At 28.6% G+C, this 20,899-nt stretch carries 19 protein-coding genes; 18 read left to right on the top strand and 1 reads right to left on the bottom strand.

All coding sequences use genetic code 11. The annotated features are described in order from the left end of the window. Positions 1 to 109 precede the first annotated feature (109 nt). From MSCUN_RS00770 to npdG, 8 genes are all read left to right on the top strand, one after another. Positions 110 to 1,063, top strand: a complete 954-nt coding sequence (locus MSCUN_RS00770; RefSeq protein ID WP_095608343.1) for a malate dehydrogenase — start codon at positions 110 to 112, stop codon at positions 1,061 to 1,063. 323 nt (positions 1,064 to 1,386) lie between these two features. Then, entirely contained in the window at positions 1,387 to 1,965 is a 579-nt protein-coding gene (pdxT, locus tag MSCUN_RS00765) for a pyridoxal 5'-phosphate synthase glutaminase subunit PdxT (protein ID WP_095608344.1), read from the top strand. Beyond that, positions 1,953 to 2,870 carry a class II glutamine amidotransferase domain-containing protein gene (locus tag MSCUN_RS00760; protein ID WP_095608345.1) on the top strand — a complete coding sequence of 306 codons (918 nt, stop codon included), beginning with the start codon at positions 1,953 to 1,955 and terminating at the stop codon, positions 2,868 to 2,870. The genes pdxT and MSCUN_RS00760 overlap by 13 nt, the downstream gene beginning before the upstream one ends. A gap of 24 nt (positions 2,871 to 2,894) precedes the next feature. Then, positions 2,895 to 3,572 carry a GltB/FmdC/FwdC-like GXGXG domain-containing protein gene (locus MSCUN_RS00755; protein ID WP_095608374.1) on the top strand — a complete coding sequence of 226 codons (678 nt, stop codon included), beginning with the start codon at positions 2,895 to 2,897 and terminating at the stop codon, positions 3,570 to 3,572. 1 nt (position 3,573) lies between these two features. Beyond that, positions 3,574 to 4,635, top strand: coding sequence for a Coenzyme F420 hydrogenase/dehydrogenase, beta subunit C-terminal domain (locus MSCUN_RS00750; protein ID WP_095608346.1), 1,062 nt, complete (start codon positions 3,574 to 3,576; stop codon positions 4,633 to 4,635). A gap of 6 nt (positions 4,636 to 4,641) precedes the next feature. Continuing rightward, positions 4,642 to 6,117 carry a glutamate synthase-related protein gene (locus MSCUN_RS00745; RefSeq protein WP_095608347.1) on the top strand — a complete coding sequence of 492 codons (1,476 nt, stop codon included), beginning with the start codon at positions 4,642 to 4,644 and terminating at the stop codon, positions 6,115 to 6,117. A 91-nt stretch (positions 6,118 to 6,208) separates the two neighbouring features. Beyond that, positions 6,209 to 6,550, top strand: a complete 342-nt coding sequence (locus MSCUN_RS00740; RefSeq protein WP_308574326.1) for a P-II family nitrogen regulator — start codon at positions 6,209 to 6,211, stop codon at positions 6,548 to 6,550. 198 nt (positions 6,551 to 6,748) lie between these two features. Further along, complete coding sequence (gene npdG, locus MSCUN_RS00735; protein WP_095608348.1) at positions 6,749 to 7,429, top strand: NADPH-dependent F420 reductase; 681 nt, start codon at positions 6,749 to 6,751, stop codon at positions 7,427 to 7,429. Between the two features lie 1,437 nt (positions 7,430 to 8,866). On the opposite strand, the gene aroE is transcribed toward npdG, so the two are convergent. Beyond that, complete coding sequence (gene aroE / locus MSCUN_RS00730) at positions 8,867 to 9,721, bottom strand: shikimate dehydrogenase (RefSeq protein WP_095608349.1); 855 nt, start codon at positions 9,719 to 9,721, stop codon at positions 8,867 to 8,869. A gap of 644 nt (positions 9,722 to 10,365) precedes the next feature. On the opposite strand from aroE, the gene hisS reads away from it, so the two are divergent. The 10 genes from hisS to cbiQ all read left to right on the top strand — a co-directional run bounded on the left by hisS (position 10,366) and on the right by cbiQ (position 20,786). Then, the gene (gene hisS, locus MSCUN_RS00725; RefSeq protein WP_095608350.1) at positions 10,366 to 11,661 is read left to right on the top strand and encodes a histidine--tRNA ligase; all 1,296 of its coding nucleotides are present in this window, start codon (positions 10,366 to 10,368) and stop codon (positions 11,659 to 11,661) included. Then, positions 11,661 to 12,050 carry a phosphoribosyl-AMP cyclohydrolase gene (gene hisI, locus MSCUN_RS00720; RefSeq protein ID WP_095608376.1) on the top strand — a complete coding sequence of 130 codons (390 nt, stop codon included), beginning with the start codon at positions 11,661 to 11,663 and terminating at the stop codon, positions 12,048 to 12,050. The genes hisS and hisI overlap by 1 nt, the downstream gene beginning before the upstream one ends. A gap of 45 nt (positions 12,051 to 12,095) precedes the next feature. Further along, on the top strand, positions 12,096 to 13,973 hold the full coding sequence (locus MSCUN_RS00715; protein ID WP_095608351.1) for a PINc/VapC family ATPase: 1,878 nt from the start codon (positions 12,096 to 12,098) through the stop codon (positions 13,971 to 13,973). A gap of 52 nt (positions 13,974 to 14,025) precedes the next feature. Continuing rightward, positions 14,026 to 14,784, top strand: a complete 759-nt coding sequence (locus MSCUN_RS00710; protein ID WP_095608352.1) for a sugar phosphate isomerase/epimerase family protein — start codon at positions 14,026 to 14,028, stop codon at positions 14,782 to 14,784. Between the two features lie 26 nt (positions 14,785 to 14,810). After that, a complete protein-coding gene (gene endA / locus MSCUN_RS00705; RefSeq protein WP_095608353.1) occupies positions 14,811 to 15,317 on the top strand; it encodes a tRNA-intron lyase in 507 nt (168 codons plus the stop codon). Positions 15,318 to 15,507: 190 nt separating this feature from the next. Continuing rightward, positions 15,508 to 16,596 (top strand): tryptophan--tRNA ligase, encoded by a 1,089-nt coding sequence (locus MSCUN_RS00700; RefSeq protein WP_095608377.1) that lies wholly within the window; start codon positions 15,508 to 15,510, stop codon positions 16,594 to 16,596. 281 nt (positions 16,597 to 16,877) lie between these two features. Beyond that, entirely contained in the window at positions 16,878 to 18,470 is a 1,593-nt protein-coding gene (locus tag MSCUN_RS00695) for a DUF6508 domain-containing protein (protein ID WP_095608354.1), read from the top strand. A gap of 349 nt (positions 18,471 to 18,819) precedes the next feature. Continuing rightward, on the top strand, positions 18,820 to 19,449 hold the full coding sequence (gene cbiM, locus MSCUN_RS00690) for a cobalt transporter CbiM (RefSeq protein WP_095608355.1): 630 nt from the start codon (positions 18,820 to 18,822) through the stop codon (positions 19,447 to 19,449). Positions 19,450 to 19,462: 13 nt separating this feature from the next. After that, positions 19,463 to 19,747 (top strand): PDGLE domain-containing protein, encoded by a 285-nt coding sequence (locus MSCUN_RS00685; protein WP_095608356.1) that lies wholly within the window; start codon positions 19,463 to 19,465, stop codon positions 19,745 to 19,747. Positions 19,748 to 19,991: 244 nt separating this feature from the next. After that, positions 19,992 to 20,786 (top strand): cobalt ECF transporter T component CbiQ, encoded by a 795-nt coding sequence (cbiQ, locus tag MSCUN_RS00680; protein WP_095608357.1) that lies wholly within the window; start codon positions 19,992 to 19,994, stop codon positions 20,784 to 20,786. Positions 20,787 to 20,899 lie beyond the last annotated feature (113 nt).

Raw genomic sequence — 20,899 nt, 5'->3', positions numbered from 1 at the left:
ATAATTAAATAAATACAAAAAAAATATTTTTATTAAAAAAAAAATGGAAATCAAATAAAAACATAGGATAAAAAAAAATATTGAGAATATAGAAGGGACTTGATATAAAATGGCAAAAATCGCTATAATGGGAGCATCAGGAACAATAGGAAAAAATGTAGCATTCACACTAGCAAAAGAAGATAGTATAGATGAAATAGTACTATTTGCACGAGAAAGTAGTTATGAAAAAATAACCGGAGAAGTACTAGATATGTATGATGCACTAGCTGCAGAAGATATGGATTGTATACTAACACCAACATGTAGCTATGAAGATCTAGAAGGATGTGAAGTTGTACTAATATCATCAGGAATACCAAGAAAAGAAGGAATGTCAAGACTACAACTTGCAATACCAAATGCAAAAATAGTAAGTGAATACTCACAAGCAATAGCAAAACATGCACCAGATTCAATCATACTAATTGTAACAAACCCTGTTGATGTAATGACAACAATAGCACTTAAAATGTCAGGCTTTGATAAAAACCGAGTAATCGGACTAGGAAATCACCTTGATTCACTAAGACTTAAAATAATACTAGCACAATACTTCCAAATAAACAGTGGAGAAATAAACACCCGCGTAATAGGAGAACATGGAGATCACATGGTTCCACTACTAAGCTACACAACCATTGGTGGAGTACTACTACATAACTTCGTAAAAAGCATACCACTAGATATTGATGAAGTAGTAAAAAGACTCAGATCTGCTGGAAATACAATAATAAGCAAAAAAGGAGCAACAGAATATGGACCATCATATGCTGTATCAAACCTTATTAAAACAATAGTAAATGATAGTAGAAAAATCTTAACTGTAAGCACATATCTTGAAGGTGAAGTAGAAGGAGTATATGATGTATCACTTGGTGTGCCTGCAATTCTATGTAAAAATGGAATAAAAAGTATAGTACCACTAAAAATGGATGAAGATGAAAAAAAACAATTCCTAGATGCAGCACGTGCAGTTAAAAAATGCACATACCTAGTACGAGAAGAACTAGACATAAAATAAAAAAAATATTAACCACCACCTCACCTCACCTTCAGACTTCTTTTTTTATAAATACTATAACCCCAAAAAAAACATGAATTTATTTCAATGTTTAAAATAAACATTATTTAGAAAACTATTTTTATACAAATAATATTTTATAAACTATTTTTTAAACTTCTTCTATTTTTTTAGTTAAAAAATTTGACAATAAACTAACAATATCAATTTATATTTTTGTAAAAACAAACAATATAATTAAGAAATTAAAACTTTACACAAAAAAAATATAATACGATAAATTATCTAATTTTTTAGAAAAAAAATATGTGAGATATAAAAAAATGATAACAATAGGAATCTTAAACTTACAAGGAGATGTTGAAGAACACCAAATAATAACACAAAAAGCATTCAAAGATATGAATATTGAAGGAAAAACCAAACTCATAAACATACTTGATGACATAAAAGACTGTGATGCACTAATAATATCAGGTGGAGAAAGCTCAACAATAGGAATGCACCTTGAAAAAACAGGATTACTTAACTATATTAAAGAAAGTAAAATACCAGTACTTGGAACATGTGCAGGATTAGTACTACTATCATCTAAAACAAAACGTGACCAAATACTACTAGAATTACTTGATGTAGAAGTTAAAAGAAATGGATTTGGAAGACAAAGAATGTCATTTGAAGCAGAAATAGACTTTGATGGTGAAAAATATCCAGGAATATTCATAAGAGCACCATATATTGAAAATGTACCAGATGATGTAGAAGTTCTAAGTACATATGATGATAAAATAATAGCAATAAAAAAAGATCAATACATGGCAATAGCATTCCATCCAGAATTAACAGATAATACACTAATACATCAGAAATTTATACAAGAGGTACAAAGATGTGTGGAATAGCAGGAGTACTATATAAGGATGAAAAACAACACAATGTAGGTGAAAATCTTACAGCAATGCTTAAATCACTCCAACATAGAGGACCTGACTCTGCAGGATTTGCAATATATGGAGGATTAAACTTACCTGATAATCAATACCAATTAAATGTAGAAGTAAAAGATAAACCAGGACTTATAGATCAACTAAAAACAACACTCACACAGATAAGTCCAATATATGAAGATCAAATAATACCATCCACAGATAACTATAATATTTATCGTTGTGTTATAGAACTTGAAAACTATGAGTTACTAAAACCTCTTATTAGTAATCTTGACATAATTGAAGATATTCGCGTAATAAATGGTTCACACTCATTTGAAATGATAAAAGATGTAGGATTAGTAAAAGATATAGCTAAAAGATATAATGTAGAAGAAGTTAAAGGAACACACGGAATAGGACATACACGTTTTGCAACAGAAAGTAAAATAGACAGATATCATGCACACCCATACCAAAGTTACATAATACCTGATATAACAGTTGTACATAATGGACAAATAACAAACTACTGGAAAATACGAGATCCACTAGAACGTAAAGGACATACATTTGAATCATACAATGACACAGAATGTATAGTACACTATATTGCTGATAAATTAAGTGAAGGATATCATCTTGAAGAGGCATTAGAATCTGCAGTATGTGATCTTGATGGACCATTTTCAATACTTGTAGGAACACCAGATGGTATTGGTATTGCAAAAGATAAACTAGGACTAAGACCAGGTGTAATGGCAGAAAATGATGATATATTTGCAATAGCATCAGAGGAAATGGCACTACAAGATGTAATAGACACACAACATGTAGAACAAATTGCACCAGGAGAAGTACGAGCATATACAATATAAAAAAAATAGGTGGAGGGCTTTATTATTAAAGAATATATTATAGATGCAAAAAACATGGATGAAAAAACCCTAACACGCACAATAAAAGAACATGCAAAATACTATGATAAACTCATCATAGAAAATCCACAATCAAAACACAACATTGCAGCAGGACTTATGGAAGATGTGGAAATTGAGATAAATGGATCTGCAGGATATTTTGTTGCAACAATGATAGATGGACCACAAGTACATATCAAACGTAATGCTGGATGGTTTGCAGGTGATAACATGACAAGTGGTGAACTAATCATAGATGGAGGTTCTGGTGATGGAGCAGGACAGGGAATATATGGTGGAACTATAGTAATATATGGTGATACCGGATCACGTACTGGTGAAATCATGAAAGGTGGAACCATAATAATAGGTGGAAATAGTGGATTTATGACAGGACTTCTTATGATGGGAGGAAAACTCATAATTCTAGGTGATGTTACAGATGATGTAGGAGAATCCATAATGCGTGGAGAAATATATGTTATGGGAGATGTTAAAAGTCTTGGAAAAAATGCCATAATGAATCAAACTACACTTGAGGATCAAAAACAACTAAAAGAAATACTCACACCTTACAATTTTAATCTGACAGATCTTGACTATACAAAATTTAAGAAAATAACAAATGAAAACAAACTACTTGATAGTGAGGTGAAATAAGATGAGTATATCAGATGAAAAAGTAGCAATAATATCAACACCATGTCAAATACAAGCTGCAGCAAAGATCCAGAAATTCCTAGATACTCCTATAAAACTTAAAATTGGACTTTTTTGTATGGAAAACTTCTCATATTCATACTTTAAAGAACACCTAAAAAAATACAATATAGACTATGATAGTATTAAGAAATTCCGTATTGAAAAAGGACATGCATTCATAACACTTGATGATGATTCAATTACTAAAATTCCACTTGGAGAACTTAAAAGTGTAGTACGTAAAAACTGTCATATCTGTATGGACTTAACATCACAAAATGCTGATATATCAGTAGGATCAATAGGATCTGATGATAATTACTCAACTGTAATAATAAGAAATCTTGATGCACAACACATAATAGATGATGCAATAAAACAAAACTACTTCACATCAAAACCATTAACACAAAAACAAATTGGTATACTAAATAAATTATCACAAAAAAAGAAACATGACAACCAAGAAAATATAGAAGATCATGAACTTAGATCAAAACCAGTACTTTATACACGAGAAATATCAGATAATGAAATATTATCACAAAATATGGAATCAAACTTCACTGATCTGAAAGATAATGTAATAGATGTTGGAGCATGTGTATTATGTGGAGCATGTGAATATTTATGTCCTGATAACTTGATTATTATTGATGATACAAAGCCAAGAAAACAAGGAAAATGTCGTGATGATTGTCATATGTGTTTTACATTCTGTCCAAGAACTTACACACCTGAAGATTTAAAAGTTGACTGTGATGATATGGGTAATTATCTAAATATTATGACATTAAAAAGTAATGATAATTACATAACCCAGGATGGTGGTGTTATAACAACACTCATAAAATACTTACTTGATCATGATATTATTACTAAGGCAATGGTAGTTGATAAAAAAGATGATAATGCATGGAAACCATATGCAAAACTAACTGATGATATGGATGAAATAATAAAATCAGCTGGAAGTAAATACTCAGTATGTCCAGTATTTAAAGCACTAGGGGAGGATTAGAAAACTATGGGATTTACTGTAAATAGACGATCTGAAATTTGTAAACAAAACAATGACAGACCAGGATGTTGTAACTACCTATGTGATAATCCACATAAAAATAACTGTAAAAACTGTTATAGCTGCTATGTTAACTGTCCTCATGATGTATACCAGGTCATAAATGATGAACCAATACCAGTATATCTAGAAAGATGTGTTGGTTGTAAGATATGTGAGAAGATGTGTCCAACACATGCAATAAATGTAGTATCAAATCCTAATGAAAACCGTGGAGTATGGACATCAAGTACACTTTCTGAAATAAAACGAAAAAGTGAAACTGGAAACTATAAAGTGCGAGGAAGTGGAGCATTAAGACATATTCCAACGTTTGATGATCTAAGTATACTACCAGCTCAAGTATCAAGACCACCAATAGATTCATACCGTGAACCTTGTCGTACAGATGTAACACTTGGTGCTCGTTATGCTGAAAATCCAATAAAAATAGCAACACCAATAATGATAGGAGCTATGTCATTTGGATCTGTAAGTAAGGAAACTAAAATAGCATTTGCAAAAGGTGCAACACTAGCTCAAACTACAGCAAACACTGGTGAAGGTGGAATGCTTCCAGAAGAACGTTATTATGCTGATAAACTAATAGCACAATATGCATCAGGACGTTTTGGTGTAAATGCAAGTTATCTTAATAATGCTGAAGCTATTGAAATAAAAATAGGTCAAGGTGCAAAATCAGGAATGGGAGGACATCTTCTAGCTGATAAAGTAACAGCAGAAGTTGCACATATTCGTAATATACCACAAGGTATGGATGCACTTAGTCCTGCACGACACATGGATATTGTAGGACCTGAAGATCTTGGAATGAAAATAGCTCAACTTCGTGATATTACAGACTGGAAAGTACCTATTATTGTTAAATTTACTGCAGGTCGTGTGAAAGAAGATGTTAAAATAGCAGCAAAAGCAGGTGCTGATATTATAGTTATTGATGGAATGCAAGGTGGAACAGGTGCAGCACCTGATGTTATAACAGAACATTCTGGAATTCCAACAATTGAAGCAATAGTAAAAGCTGATGAAGCACTAAAAGAGGTAAACCTCAGATCTGAAGTTAATCTTATTGCTGCTGGTGGAATACGTTCAGGAGCTGATGTTGCAAAAGCAATAGCACTTGGAGCTGATGCTACATATATTGGTACAGCAGCACTTGTTGCAATAGGATGCCAGGTATGTCAAGCATGCAGTAAAGGAAACTGTCCAAAGGGAATTGCAACACAAGATAGACGACTTAGACGAAGACTTGACCCTGTTCGTGGTGGAATAAAAGTTGCAAATTATATTAAAGCTATGACAAAAGAAGCTGAAATGCTAACACAACAAGCAGGAAATACAGATCTTCAAAAACTTGAAAAACAAGATCTTGTAGCATTAACATATGAAGCATCTAAGTTAACTGGTGTACCACTAGTATAAATACTAGAAAATATTATAACCAAAAAATTAGCTTAAAAAGTATTTAATCAAATAAGAAATATCATAAAATAAAAGTATAGGAGATAATAATATGATTCAAAAAGTTGAAGCAATAATACGTACAGAAAAACTTGACATTGTAATTAACAATCTTAATGAAATTAATTGTAATGGAATAACAGTAGTAGATGTTAAAGGACATGGAAACCAGATGGGATTAACAGAAAAATACCGGGGAAATACATATAAGATAGATCTTATTCCAAAAATTAAACTTGAAATTATAACAGAAGATACCAAAGTTGATGAAATCATACAAGTTATACGTGATTCAGCATATACTGGTGCTATTGGTGATGGTAAAATATTCATATCAGAAGTTGAGGAAGTTATCCGTATACGAACTGGTGAGAAAGGTATTGATGCTATATAAAACAAAATAATACCTTATTTTCTCCTCCTTTTTTACTTAGTTTATATACTCAGTTGCTTTTTTTAAATAATTTTATATATTAAATTGAAGATATTATAAATAACGATTAATAATTATAAACCATTATGAATAATTATAATCAAATAGAAAAAAAATTTTAAATTTAATATAGATTAAAAATATAGAGGTTCAGATAAAATGAAAATAGCAATTATTGGTGGAACAGGATCACAAGGATTAAATCTTGGAAAAAGATTTGCAATTGCAGGTGAAGATGTTATCATAGGATCACGTAAAGAAGAAAAAGCATTAATGAAAGTTGAAGAAACATTAGAAGAACTTAAAGACTATGAAAATATCAGCATGGTAGGAATGGCAAATGAAGTTGCAGCAGAAGAAGGAGAGATTCTAATATTAACAGTACCATTATCTGCACAAAAATCAACACTACAAACAATAAAAGACCATGTTGGAGATAAAATCATAATGGATGCAACAGTACCATTAGAAACAGCAATAGGTGGATCACCAGCAAGATTTATTGATTTAATGGAAGGATCAGCAGCAGAAAGAACAGCAAAAATCCTAAAAAACACTGATGCAAAAGTTATCGCAGCATTTAACAATGTAAGTAACTCACTTTTAGAAAACATACCAGAACCAATAGATTCTGATTGTCTAATAGCAGGAAACGATAATGAAGCTAAAAAAGTAGCAATAGAACTTATCGAAAAAATACCAGGAATAGAATGTATTGACTGTGGAAAACTAGAAAAAGCACGAATGATAGAAAAAATTACACCACTATTAATCGGATTAAACATAAAATACAAATCACACTACGGTGGATTAAGAATCACAGGAATAAAAAAAGAATAGGTCTACTATTCTAACCTTATTCTTTTTTATTTACAAAATAAACTCCAAATTATTTTTTAAAAAATTTAAAAAAATTTTAAACACACTATTTTTATAAAAAACATTCATACATTTAATTAAAAAAGGTTAGTTCGTATTGAAAGTAATATACCTTTAAATACTACATATGTAAAATAGTATAAGTGTATTATTATATTAAAGATAATTCGAAATCTAATGATATTTGGTCACACAACTTTATACATAGAGATGTAGTGTAAAATTGTATAATGTTGAAGTATTAAAAGATTTTGTAGTTAATTTAATTATAATAGTATAATCAAATATAAAAAAATAAAAAATAATCAAAAAAAAAAGTTAGATCAGGAATAAAAAAAAAACTAATAAAACATGCAAAAAAAAAGGGAAATTTGAAAAGTTATAAATTTTTTTCGTAATATTTTAAGTTTTTCCTCCAGACAATTAACTAAATAATACATAAAGAACAAAATTAAGTTACCTTTACTTTAAAAATATAGACAAAAGTGTTTCATATAAAATAAAATCATTAAAAATTTTTCAAATAAGTTAAAGTTAAGATAATACGAAAAAAAAAGTTTTTGAATGTTTAATATAAAAAAGTTAGATTTTTTTTTATAACCATGACTTAACATAAAAAAAAATTTTCCAAATTTGAAATCAAATACTATGATAAAATTGTACAAATAAACAAGCAGATAACATTAATCAGTAATTAATAATAATAATTATCACATAAATCACATTTAACAACCATCAAACGATAAACAGTTATAAAATAAAGTATAAAATGGATGAGTACAATTTACTTTATTTTATTCATATCTTAAAAATAAGTATACAAAAAATATAGTGTTAAAAAAAATAGACAAACTAAATCAAATGAAATAATTCAAGGTTATGTTAAATTACAAAGTGGGATAAAATTATAGAAATATGAATTATAAATTTAAAAAGGAATAGAAAAGTAGTGATTTCTAATCTTTTTTAGTAATCTTTGAAATGTAATTATATAAGTGGAAATCATATTTCTTTTTATGTGGTTTAACAACTACAACTATTTCAAATAATTATATTAGTCAGTAAAAAGAAGAAGAATCATCCATAAGAAAAGAAAGTGTTGAAAATAGTAGTGTGTTTTCACCATTATGATTATGAAAAAATAGTAGTGTGTTTTTTCATATAAATTGTTTTCTTTTTCTTCTCTTTTTTCTGCTTGAAATTTTTTTTTAAAAACATTAATGGAATTTTTTTAGAATTTGATTATTCTAAAAAAAAATAATTACTCTTTTTATTATATTATTTACTCTAATTTTAATTTTACATATTAGATGATTTACTCTTTCATAATTTAGCAAGTTAACTATTTTTACATATTCTAATAGTTTTTTATAAAAAAAAGAAGATGATTATGGGAGTTTATTGTTTTTGTGTTAGTATTTTAAGTAGTGGTTTTTCGAAGTATTCATATTTTGGTGTTTGATTTGTAAATATTTTGAATGCTTCTATTCCTTGGTTTACTAGCATGTGTGTTCCTGGTATGGTTTGTGCTTTTTGTTGTTTTGCTTTTTTTAGTAGTTTTGTTTCTAGTGGGTTGTATATTATGTCCATTACTGTGTGTTTTTGATTGATTTTATCTGTATTTATTGGGCATTCATCTATGTTTGGTGTCATTCCTATTGGTGTTGTGTTTATTATTATGTCTATATCATCAATTATTTCATCTGTGTTTTGTATTGGTATATATGATATATTAGTATATGGTGTTTGTTTTTTGATATTTTCAATTAAGGTATCTGCATTTTGTTGTGTTCTGTTTGCTATTGTTATGTTTTGTGGATTTTCATATGTTAGTGTAAATGTGATTGCTTTTGATGCTCCTCCAGCTCCTAATATTAGAATATTTTTATCTTCAAGGTCTGTATATTTTTTAAGTGATTTAATTGCTCCTATTCCATCTGTATTATATCCTTTTGCTTTTCCATTTTTAAATTGTATTGTGTTTACAGCTCCTATTTTCTGGGCTATTTCATCGATTTCATCTAGTTGTGGTATGATGGTTGTTTTATAGGGTATTGTTACATTTAGTCCTTGTATGTTCATGGTTTTTGCTGATGTTATGAGGTTATCTATGTTTTCTGGTAGTATGTGAAATGGTACATATACATAGTCCATATTCATTTTTTTATATGCTGTGTTGTGCATTGGTGGTGAGAATGAATGTTTTATTGGGTGTCCTATTACACCTGTTAGTTTGGTTTTTCCTGTTATCATTATACTTTCACTTTTTATGTTTTTTTCATAAATATTATCAAAATATTTATATACTAGTAAATATATAAATATTAATATTCTTTATCATATGTTAAATTTCTGTTTAAGTAATTACATAAATATAACTATTTTATAGTAATTATTTATAGTGGAAGTTTAATTAATTATAAAAAAAAGTATTTAGATTTTTTTTAGAAAAAAAAGTAAATAATTCTAATAAAAAAAAGATATTTTTTTTAATCTAAAAAAATAATATAACTACCATTAAAAATTTTTATTTCTTATTCTCATATATTATAATTAACAAAAAAAAATAATGTAGATTAAGAATCCTAATTTTAACATTAATGATATTAAAAAAAAAGAGATTATCTAATTATCAAAAAAAAAAATAAATATTATTTTTTTCTAAAAAAAAGACTAAAAACACAAGATACACTATGTTAACATGTTAGTTTATCTATCAAAAAAAAAAAGATTAAAAAAAAACATTTTAACTCCTCTTTTTGGTATGGTCTTCTAGCATACTTAACATGAAAAAAAAAGTATCTAAGGGATTAAATACAATGTTAACTTTATAAGAAAAAAAAATTAGGTTAATCACATCAACACCAAAAAAAATATAAAAGGGATGTATATTAAACATGGAATTTAAAAAACCTAGAGGAACACGTGATTTTCTATTTGAAGATTTAGAAGAAAGAAAATATGTAGAAAATACCATAAGAAAAACAGTAGAAAACTACGGATTTAAAGAAATAAAAACACCAATCTTTGAAGATTTAGAACTATTTACAACACGTTCAGGCGAAGGAATCAAAGAAGAACTATACCACTTCCAAGATAAAGGAAAAAGAGACCTTGCATTAAGACCTGAAATGACAGCAAGTGTTGCAAGACTATATAATAACAACCTTCAAAGAGAAGCAAAACCTCTAAAAATGTACTACTTCGGAAGCTGCTTTAGATATGAAAGACCACAAGCTGGAAGATACAGACAATTCTGGCAATTTGGAATAGAAGTAATAGGTGGAACACCAATATATAACGAAGCAGAAATAATCGCAATGGCAAATGAAGTACTACAAAAACTTAATATACAAAACTATGAAGTTGCAATAGGACACCTTGGAATAATAAAAGGAGTACTAAATCATCTTGATGTAGATGCCCAAAAACAAACAGAAATCATAGCAAGTATAGATAAAGAAGACTATGAACATCTAAAAGAAATCATGGAAGATCTAAAAATCGACATGAAAAACCAACAAATAATCAATGATATTATAAATGTTAATGGAACACGCAAAGATCTAGATAAAATCAAACCAGAACTTGAAGAAATACCAGAAGCATATGAAGCAGTACTTGAACTTGATTCTATCCTAGAAATAATTGAAGCATATAACTTTACAGATTACACAGTAAAACTTTCAATAGCACGAGGACTTGATTATTACACAGGCTTAGTATTTGAAGTATATGTACCAGATCTTGGTGCTGAAAAACAAATTACAGGTGGAGGAACATACAACCTCATGGGATTATTTGACTCAGAAGAAGTAGAATCCACAGGTTTTGCATTTGGATTTGATCGTATAATGGAAGCATATCATAAACAAAACATTCAAATACCAGAAGATAACACCAAACGTGTACTAATCGTACCAATAAAACCTGACTTTAAAAAAGAAGCTATACAAATCGCACAACAATTAAGAGGTGCTGATATTATCACAGACATAGATCTTAAAGGTAAAAAACTTAAGAAAAATCTATCATATGCAAACACACACAACATAAATAACGTTGTAATGCTAGGAGATAAAGAAATCACAGATAACACAGCAACACTTAAAAACATGAAAACTGGAAACCAAGTAACAATACCACAAGATGAACTTATAGAATTAATACTAAAAGATGATGATACACAATGATAGAACTTAACTTCAGACACAAAATAGGTGATAAAGAACTTGCAACAGCAATAGCTCAAGACTATGAAACAGGCGAAGTACTAATGGTAGCATTTATCAATAAAGAAGCATATGAAAAATCAGTAAAAACTCGTAAAGCACACTACTATAGTACAAGCCGTGATGAAGTATGGTTCAAAGGTGAAATATCAGGACACATCCAAAAAATACATGAAATACACATAGACTGTGATCGTGATGCTGTATTATTTAAAGTAGAACAAATAGGAGGAGCATGTCATACAGGACATTACTCCTGTTTCTACACAGAAATTACAGATGATGGTGAAAACATAAAAGAAAATAAAAATAACATTGTATTTAATCCCGACATTGTATATAAGGAATAAAAAAAAAGATTGAAGCACGAAAAAATATCATGGAGGGTATTAACAATGCTTAAACTAGTACCAGATACAAGCATAATAATAGACCAACAAGTAAGTAAACTAATAGAAGATGAATTTAGAAAAACCAATAATGAAATACAAGTACTAATCCCAGAAGCAGTTCCATCAGAAATAGAAAATCATGCAAATAAAAGAAAAGAAATAGGATATAAAGGAATAGATGAATTAAAAGAACTACGCAGATTATCAGAAGATGGAATAATAACACTTGAATTTGTAGGAAGAAGACCAAACCTTGAAGAAATATCAATAGCAGGGGGAGGAGAAATCGATGCAATGATACGAGATATTGCACGAAAATACCATGCAACACTCCTAACAAGTGACAAACTTCAAAAAGAAATAGCAGAAGCACAAGGAGTAACAGCATACTACTACAAAAAAGATGTAGAACCAATTGCATATAACAAAACAGAACTTGAAAAATACTTCACAGAAAACATATCCTCAGTACACCTAAGAGAAAATACAACACCAATGGCAAAAAGAGGAGTACCAGGACATGTAGAATTAGTAGAACTTGACTACAAAGCACTAAGATACAATGACTTAGATAGAATAGCAAAAGAAATACTAGAACAAACCAAACACAGACATGATAGTTTCATAGAAATCGACAAAAAAGGAGTAACAGTAGTACAATTTAATGATCTAAGAATCACAATAGCAAAACCACCATTTGCAGATGGATATGAAATAACAGCAATAAAACCAGTAAACAAACTAGATCTAGATGACTATGACATATCAGACAAACTTCTACAACGTCTTGAAAATGATGCAAAAGGAATACTAATTGCAGGATCACCTGGAGCAGGAAAAAGTACATTTGCACAAGCACTAGCTGAATATTATCATTATGATATGGAAAAAATTGTAAAAACCATGGAATCACCACGTGATTTAAATCTTGATGCTAACATAACACAATATGCACCACTTGAAGGTAACATGGAAAACACAGCAGATATACTACTACTTGTAAGACCAGATTTCACAATATTTGATGAAGTACGTAAAACTCGTGACTTTGAAATATACTCAGATATGCGTCTAGCTGGTGTAGGAATGATTGGAGTTGTACATGCAACACGTGCAATTGATGCTGTACAAAGATTACTTGGACGACTAGAACTTGGTATTATACCATCTGTAATAGATACAACAATCTATATAGAAGATGGAGAAGTAAAACATGTATATGCATTAGAGATGACTGTAAAAGTACCAACAGGAATGCTTGAAGCAGATCTTTCACGTCCTGTAATTGAAATTAAAGATCTTGAAACTGATGAATTACTCTATGAAATCTACACATATGGTGAACAAACAATTGTAATGGATATCCAGAAAAACTATGCTTCATTACAAGATGAAGAAAATGAACGTGAAAAAACTCCAGTTGAAAAAATAGTAGAACGAACAATAAGAAAAGAAGTACTAAAAGTTGCACCAAAAGCAATAATGGAAGTATCTTTAATATCAGATAAACGTGCACTACTTGAAATTGATCCAGATCATGCAGGAGTAATAATTGGTAAAAATGGTAAAACAATAGATAAAATCGAAGAAAAAGCAGGAATAAGTATTGAAGTTGAAGAACTTGAAATAAAAAATATTGATAGTAAAATACCAATAAATGTTTCTGTATCAGGAAATTATCTATCATTAAACTTTAATAAAGAAGATATTGGTTCAAGCTATGATATTATTGTTGAAGATGAATACCTTTTCACAGCAACAGTAGGTAAAAAGGCAAATATCAGACTTAAAAAAGATATTGAAATGGCAGAAATTGTAATACGTGCAATGAAAAAAGATGAACCAGTATATGCACGTTTAAGAAACGAAGATGCATACTAAAAAAAAAGATAATAATAAAAATAAAAAATAAACTATAGGGGACTTGAACATAATGAAAATAAGTGTTTCAACACTAGGATTATATCCAGCAAAAATAGAAAATGTATTAAACTTCATAGATGATCAGAAATTAGATTACCTTGAAGTTATACATGAATACCCATATGACCACCTAACATATGATGATTTTGCAAATCATGATATTAACATTAGCCTTCATTCACCAATGTCAGATGTAAACATAGCATCACATGTTGATAAAATACGTAATACATCAATTGAAGCTGTATGTGACTCATTTAAACTTGCAAATGAAATAGGTGCAAATCGTGTAGTAGTACATCCTGGATCTATACCAATTATGGCATTAAAGTATCCTGAAAAAATACTTGATTATAATACAGAGTCACTTAAGAAATTACAAAAAAGTGCTGAAGATTATGGTGTTATGATGTGTGTTGAAAACATGCCCCTATTTGAACGTATGCTATTTACAAATGTTGATGCATTATTTGACTTTATAGATACAGATATACACTCAGGAATAACAATGGATGTAGGTCATGGACATAATAATGGTTTTACACCCGATGAAATGCTAGCTTCTGATAATATTCATCATATTCATTTAAGTGATAATGATGGATCATATGACATGCATGATGCACTAGGAAAACATAACATTGATTTTCCAAAAATCTTTGAAATATTAAAAGATAAAAAATATGATGATATCTGTGTAATAGAAGTTAATACAAAAGCAGAAGTACTTCAAAGTATTGACTATCTTAAAAGCATCAACATACTATAAAATTAAGGTTGGTGTTTAAAATTTCAATGAAATCAATACTATATGATGATCGAGTAATTGTAAAAGATGTTAATGCCCATAATTTATATAATAAACGATTCTATGGTAATTTAACAGACTTTGGATTAGAACTATCATTAATTGAAGCATTATACTTACTTAAAAAAGGAAAAATCTACATAATTACAGAACACAAAGAACAGATAACAGCAGAAAAACTCTCAGAAATAATACGTAAAAAACAAATATACTCACATTACCTAGTATATGAAGATCTAAGAACACGTGGATATATAATAAAAACTGGATTTAAGTATGGAAGTGACTTTAGAATATATGAACGAGGACATAAACCAGGAGAAGGACATTCAAATCATTTAGTTAAAATACTTTCAGAAGAACAATCAATAAAAGCTCGTGATTTTTCAAGTTATGTGAGAGTAGCACATGGAGTTCGAAAAAGTTTACTTCTTGCAGTTGTAGATGATGAATATAACATAACATACTATGACATAGAATGGACAAGACCATAAAAAAAAACTAACACTTTAACTTTCCCTTTTTTTTATCCTCTTTTTTTTTATAATAAATTTTTTTAGATATGTGTAATATAAATAAATAATACACAATAGGATGAGAAAAAATAAAATAGAATTTTTTTTTACTTTCTATATTTATACATAAATAAACTTTTTTTTGTGGAGGAATGAATTAGATATGAATATGATAGATCCATGGGGTTCATCAATTATAGATTATGAAAAACTTACAGAACAATTTGGTATAAAAGCATTTTCTGATAATTTAGATAATATTAAAAATCCAAGTAAACTTATGAGACGTGGAATCATCTTTGGTCAACGTGATTATAAAAAGATAACAGATGCACTTAAAAATGGTAGTGAATTTGCTACAATGACAGGTATGATGCCAAGTGGAAAGATGCATATTGGACATAAAATGGTAGTTGATCAACTAAAATGGTATCAACAACAAGGATCTGACATTTACGTTTCAATAGCTGACATGGAAGCATATGCAGCACGTGGAATATCAAAAGAAAAAGCACGTAAACTTGCACTTGATGAATATATTACAAATTACATAGCACTTGGTCTTGATGTAACAGTTGATAACTTCCATCTTTACTTACAATCAGAAAATGATGATGTAAAAGATCTTGCATACACACTAGGAAGTAAGGTAACATTTAGCCAGATGCGTAGTATATATGGATTTGATAATAGTACTAATATATCACACATCTACACACCACTTCTTCAGGTTGCAGACATACTACATCCACAACTTGAAAAATATGGAGGACCAAAACCAGTTATAGTACCTGTAGGACCAGATCAAGACCCACACATCAGACTAACACGTGATCTTGCATCTAGATTTAATGATGAATATGGATTTATTGAACCATCAGCAACATTCCATCGTTTCATGACCGGATTAACTGGTGATAAAATGAGTAGTAGTAAACCAAAAACTGCAATATATCTAACTGACTCAATAAAAGATGCAACCAAAAAAGTTAAAAGTGCAAAAACAGGTGGACGTGAAAGTCTCAAAGAACAAAAAGAACTAGGAGGAGAAGTTGATAAATGTTCAATCTATGAACTTCTAGTATATCACCTGGTAGATGATGATAATAAACTTAAAGAAATACGAGAGCGTTGTCTTAGTGGTGAAATGGTATGTGGAGAATGTAAAGCATGTGCATCAGAACTACTTGAAAAAATGCTTGAAGATGTACACACAAAACATGAAGAAGCTAAAGAAATAGCTGAAACTCTACTTTAAAATAAATCCACTCCATTACTTTTTTTTATATTTTTTTTAAATTATTTTTAACTAACTATAAGTTTTTCTCTTATTTTAACTGATTTATTTATAATAACTTTATATTTAGGTATGTTAAAAAATAATAATTACTTAATAGATAAAGATTTTACTAATTGTTATAAAATATTCATAAATAAGGATTATAGAAGATATTACAATACTATAAAACATAAAAATTCACATAACAATTATAAACTCAATATTAAATAAAAAAATAAGCTATATAGGAGAATAATTAAATGGACGAAGAATTAGTTGAAATTTGGAGTAATTATGACAGACAAACTGTATTTAATTACGTAGAAACAAGACTTCATCACTACTTATTTACAAAAATTATGAAAGATGAAGCAGAAATCATGTCTAAAATCATTGAAATTGATGCAAATGAACTAAAAGCATTTAAAGTAGATTACTTCTTAAATATAGATGCAACACAAGATTTAATCAAAAACTTTGATAAACTTGAAGATATGATTGGAGATAATGATCCAACACAATCACCATATAATGAAATTCTAAGAGTAATCAAATATATCTTTGAAAACATTAAAAATGATGATGCAAACCGTATAAAAAACAAGAACTTTGATGATGATAAACTTGAACGTATTAATGAAGAACTTCTTGCAAATAAAAAAGAACTTTCAAAAATACTTAAAAAAGATATCTTCAAAAACATAGAAAAACCTGACATTATTGATGTTAACCTTCTTGAATTTGCAGCAAAAAGTACAGATCGTTTATTTAATCTTGCACGAATATATGAAGTATATGATGAACTATTTGTATTTCCGGATAAAATGGAATTATACAATACAATAGTTAATATAATACTTCCTGCAATGAGTAATGATAAACTCTTTGAATTATATGTACTTTTAAATACTCTTGAAGCACTTGAAAAAACTAAAGGAAAAATTACATTCCAAAAAGCAGGTGTACGTGAACTTGCAGAATATTACATGCAAATTGAAGAAAACAGTATGGAACATACAACAGTTATGCAAATATTCTTCCATGATCTACCAGAAGAATTAGAAGCAAAATTCAAACCAATATTAAAATATCCATACATATGTCTACGTATGAAAAACTCAGTAAAAGCACGTAACATTACACGTACAAGTTACCTTTTACTTGAAATTGAAAGAATTACAGATAACCAAATAAAATACAAATGTAAAGCAACAGAAGATATCCGTAACATCCTAGTTGTATGGGATCACAGACTCTTTAATGATGAAAAATCACACATTAAAGTATTAGACTATAAAACACTACAAATGGGACTTAACAAATCATTTGGTAACATCTTCAAATTCCCAAATATTGAAAATGTAGATGCAATACTTGAATATATCCCATACTTTGAAGAGAAAAAAGATGGATTTATATACACAGAAAATGGTCAAAAATACTATGATGAAGAAGCTGACTTCTTTAAAGATGATCTTTACCAAGAAAACATTTATCGTACATTTGATGATCTAAAAGATTGGGAAGAAAAAGGTTGGAGATATATTAATAACCATGAGCTAATTAAAAGATTAGATCTATTAACAATTATGAAACTAATCTACTTAATTATGCAAAAAGAAAATACAAGACCAGGTTTCCTTGCAACACTCATGGAAGATGGTACAATTCTAACAATTCTTAAAAGACTTGAAGAAATTAGAAATGTAAATGAATCAGAAATAACTGAACTTTATTCACCATATAAAAAACTTAAATGTTGTCCAATTCACGATCCAGATTTCTATGCTGAAAAAGAAAAAGAAATGGATGATTTATTAGCACGTAAAGCTGATGAAGTTGATGAAAAATAGGTATTAAAATATCCTATTTTCATTTTATTTTTTTTATAAACCTTTTTTTATTATTTATTTCTTATTTTGTATTAATTTTTTTATTTTTATTTATATACTATGTATTACTTTATTACTATTTTATATTGATTAATTTAAATTGTATTACTTATTTTGGTATTAATTTACTATTTAATTAGTATCTAATTAATATTATTACAAATAAGACTTTTTTATGCGTTTTTGTAATAAATAGTTTTAAATATGAAAATAATTAATAATTTATATATAACAAGAATTAATAAAAAAGTTAAAACTTGTATTACATTTATAGAAAAATAATAATAAAAAATTAAAGGAGAAATTAAAAGTGCATATACCAGATGGCTTTCTTAGTACACCAGTTTGGATTATATTATACATAATTGCAATAATCTTCGTAGCATTATCAATACGATGGTGTCGTGAAAACTTAGATGAAAAATACACACCACTTCTTGCAGTATTAGCAGCAGGTATATTTGCAATAATGTCATTTAATCTCCCAGTACCATTTGGATCAAGTGGACACTTACTTGGAGCAGCACTTGTTGCAATTATTTTCTGCAGTCTTTATGCAGCAATTTTAGTACTAACAGTTGTACTCATAATACAAGCATTATTCTTCGGAGATGGAGGAATAACAGCTCTAGGAGCAAATATCTTTAACATGGGAGTAGTAGGTGGATTTGTAGGTTATTATGGATTCATTGGACTTAGAAATAAAGTTGGAGAATATCCAAGTATATTCATAGCTTCATGGGCAGCATGTTTTATTTCAGCAGTAGTTGCAGCAATTGAAATGGCTCTTAGTGGAACATTCCCACTTGTTGATGGAATTCTATTTATGGGAGGATACCATGCAATGATAGGAATTATTGAAGCTGTAATAACTGTAATAATCATTAAAGGAATTGATGCTACAAGACCTGATCTACTAGCATTTAACAGAGAACAATAAGGAATGAATTAACATGAAAAATAAGAATGTTTATATAGCAATATTCGTTATTGCTGTAATTGTTTGTATCCTATCTCCATTTCTAGCTTCAAGTGATCCTGATGGACTTGAAAAATCAGCAGAAGAAATTAATCCAGAAGTACTAGATGCAAATCAAGTAATAGATCCTGCAATGCCAGATTATACTCTTCCAGAATTTGAAGATAATCCACTAGTTGGAGTAGGTTGTTTAATTGTAGGTGCAATAATTGCGGTAATAATAGCTTATGGTGTATTTTATATCATAAGCAAAAAGTAGGGAGAAAAAAGCATATAATTACAACCTTAATATCATAACCTCCCAACATTTTATTTTTTTAACCCTATTTTTTCTGGAATTTCTTTTATTATAAATTTTCAACAAAAAAAAAATTTACTGTTTTTTTCTATTAAAAAAATAAATACTAAACTTAAATAAGACTTTACTTAAAATTAAATAAGAATTAATATAATATGAATTATATAAATATAATGATACTTAAACTAAGGAGCATAAAAAAAACATGGTTTCACTTAATGAAATAATAGCACAAGATGCACTTTCAAGTAAACATAGCTTACTTCATGATATTGATAGTAGAATTAAGTTAATTGTTCTAATTTTAGTAATTGTATTTAGTGTATCTGTAAGTAATTTTGCAATTTTTGCAATTTTAGAAGCATATCTTCTTATATTAATATACATGTCTAATATTTCAATAAAAGATGCGTTATTTAGAGTTCTTCTAATACTCCCATTTGGATTTTTCATAGCAATATTTCAGCCATTTATTCAGCCTGGTGATGTAATATATACACTACCATTAGGTATAACAGTTACACAACAAGGAATTGCATTTGCAGAACTTTTACTTTTAAGACTTGCTGTATGTATAACATCAGTTGTACTTTTTTCATATATTACACCAATGCAATCTATTGCTGAGGCTTTTCGTAAACTTCATCTTCCTAAGGAGTTTGGAATGATTTTCTCATTATTTGTAAGATTTTTATTCCTATTTTTTGATGAGTTTGAAGTTATTAGACAATCACAGAAAAGCCGTGGATTTGAACTTTCAAACAAAGCTCCTTATAAATGGAAATTAAAACAGTTCGGATACCTGTTTTTAATGATGTTTCTACGTGCATATGAACGTGGAGAAGCAGTTTATAATACAATGGCATGTCGTGGATTTTCATCAGATAGTCAAATTTACACATCACATGATAAGATGAATATGCAAAGTTATACATATCTTCTCATTACAATTATAATAATACTTATATGTAGTGTAATTGAATATCTTCCTGTATTATAAAATCCCTATTTTTTTATTTTTTTAAAAACATTAAGTATTCTCTCTTTTTTCAGTATTTATAATAAAAACAATACTATTATAAAAATTAAATGATATAAATATATAATAAATAT

Origin of the sequence: Methanosphaera cuniculi, assembly GCF_003149675.1 — an archaeon.
GTDB classification, from domain to species: Archaea; Methanobacteriota; Methanobacteria; order Methanobacteriales; family Methanobacteriaceae; genus Methanosphaera; species Methanosphaera cuniculi.
The sequence above is the reverse complement of the archived record's forward strand: the minus strand, read 5'-3'. Positions and strand labels throughout refer to the sequence as shown.

Excerpts from the sequence above, each read along its gene's own strand:
- MSCUN_RS00745 (WP_095608347.1), top strand. The coding sequence starts at position 4,642 with ATGGGATTTACTGTAAATAGACGATCTGAAATTTGTAAACAAAACAAT.
- endA (WP_095608353.1), top strand. The coding sequence starts at position 14,811 with ATGAAATCAATACTATATGATGATCGAGTAATTGTAAAAGATGTTAAT.
- hisS (WP_095608350.1), top strand. The coding sequence starts at position 10,366 with ATGGAATTTAAAAAACCTAGAGGAACACGTGATTTTCTATTTGAAGAT.
- MSCUN_RS00770 (WP_095608343.1), top strand. The coding sequence starts at position 110 with ATGGCAAAAATCGCTATAATGGGAGCATCAGGAACAATAGGAAAAAAT.
- MSCUN_RS00715 (WP_095608351.1), top strand. The coding sequence starts at position 12,096 with ATGCTTAAACTAGTACCAGATACAAGCATAATAATAGACCAACAAGTA.
- MSCUN_RS00710 (WP_095608352.1), top strand. The coding sequence starts at position 14,026 with ATGAAAATAAGTGTTTCAACACTAGGATTATATCCAGCAAAAATAGAA.
- MSCUN_RS00750 (WP_095608346.1), top strand. The coding sequence starts at position 3,574 with ATGAGTATATCAGATGAAAAAGTAGCAATAATATCAACACCATGTCAA.
- MSCUN_RS00740 (WP_308574326.1), top strand. The coding sequence starts at position 6,209 with ATGATTCAAAAAGTTGAAGCAATAATACGTACAGAAAAACTTGACATT.
- aroE (WP_095608349.1), bottom strand. The coding sequence starts at position 9,721 with ATGATAACAGGAAAAACCAAACTAACAGGTGTAATAGGACACCCAATA.
- npdG (WP_095608348.1), top strand. The coding sequence starts at position 6,749 with ATGAAAATAGCAATTATTGGTGGAACAGGATCACAAGGATTAAATCTT.
- MSCUN_RS00685 (WP_095608356.1), top strand. The coding sequence starts at position 19,463 with ATGAAAAATAAGAATGTTTATATAGCAATATTCGTTATTGCTGTAATT.
- MSCUN_RS00700 (WP_095608377.1), top strand. The coding sequence starts at position 15,508 with ATGATAGATCCATGGGGTTCATCAATTATAGATTATGAAAAACTTACA.
- MSCUN_RS00695 (WP_095608354.1), top strand. The coding sequence starts at position 16,878 with ATGGACGAAGAATTAGTTGAAATTTGGAGTAATTATGACAGACAAACT.
- pdxT (WP_095608344.1), top strand. The coding sequence starts at position 1,387 with ATGATAACAATAGGAATCTTAAACTTACAAGGAGATGTTGAAGAACAC.
- cbiQ (WP_095608357.1), top strand. The coding sequence starts at position 19,992 with ATGGTTTCACTTAATGAAATAATAGCACAAGATGCACTTTCAAGTAAA.
- MSCUN_RS00760 (WP_095608345.1), top strand. The coding sequence starts at position 1,953 with ATGTGTGGAATAGCAGGAGTACTATATAAGGATGAAAAACAACACAAT.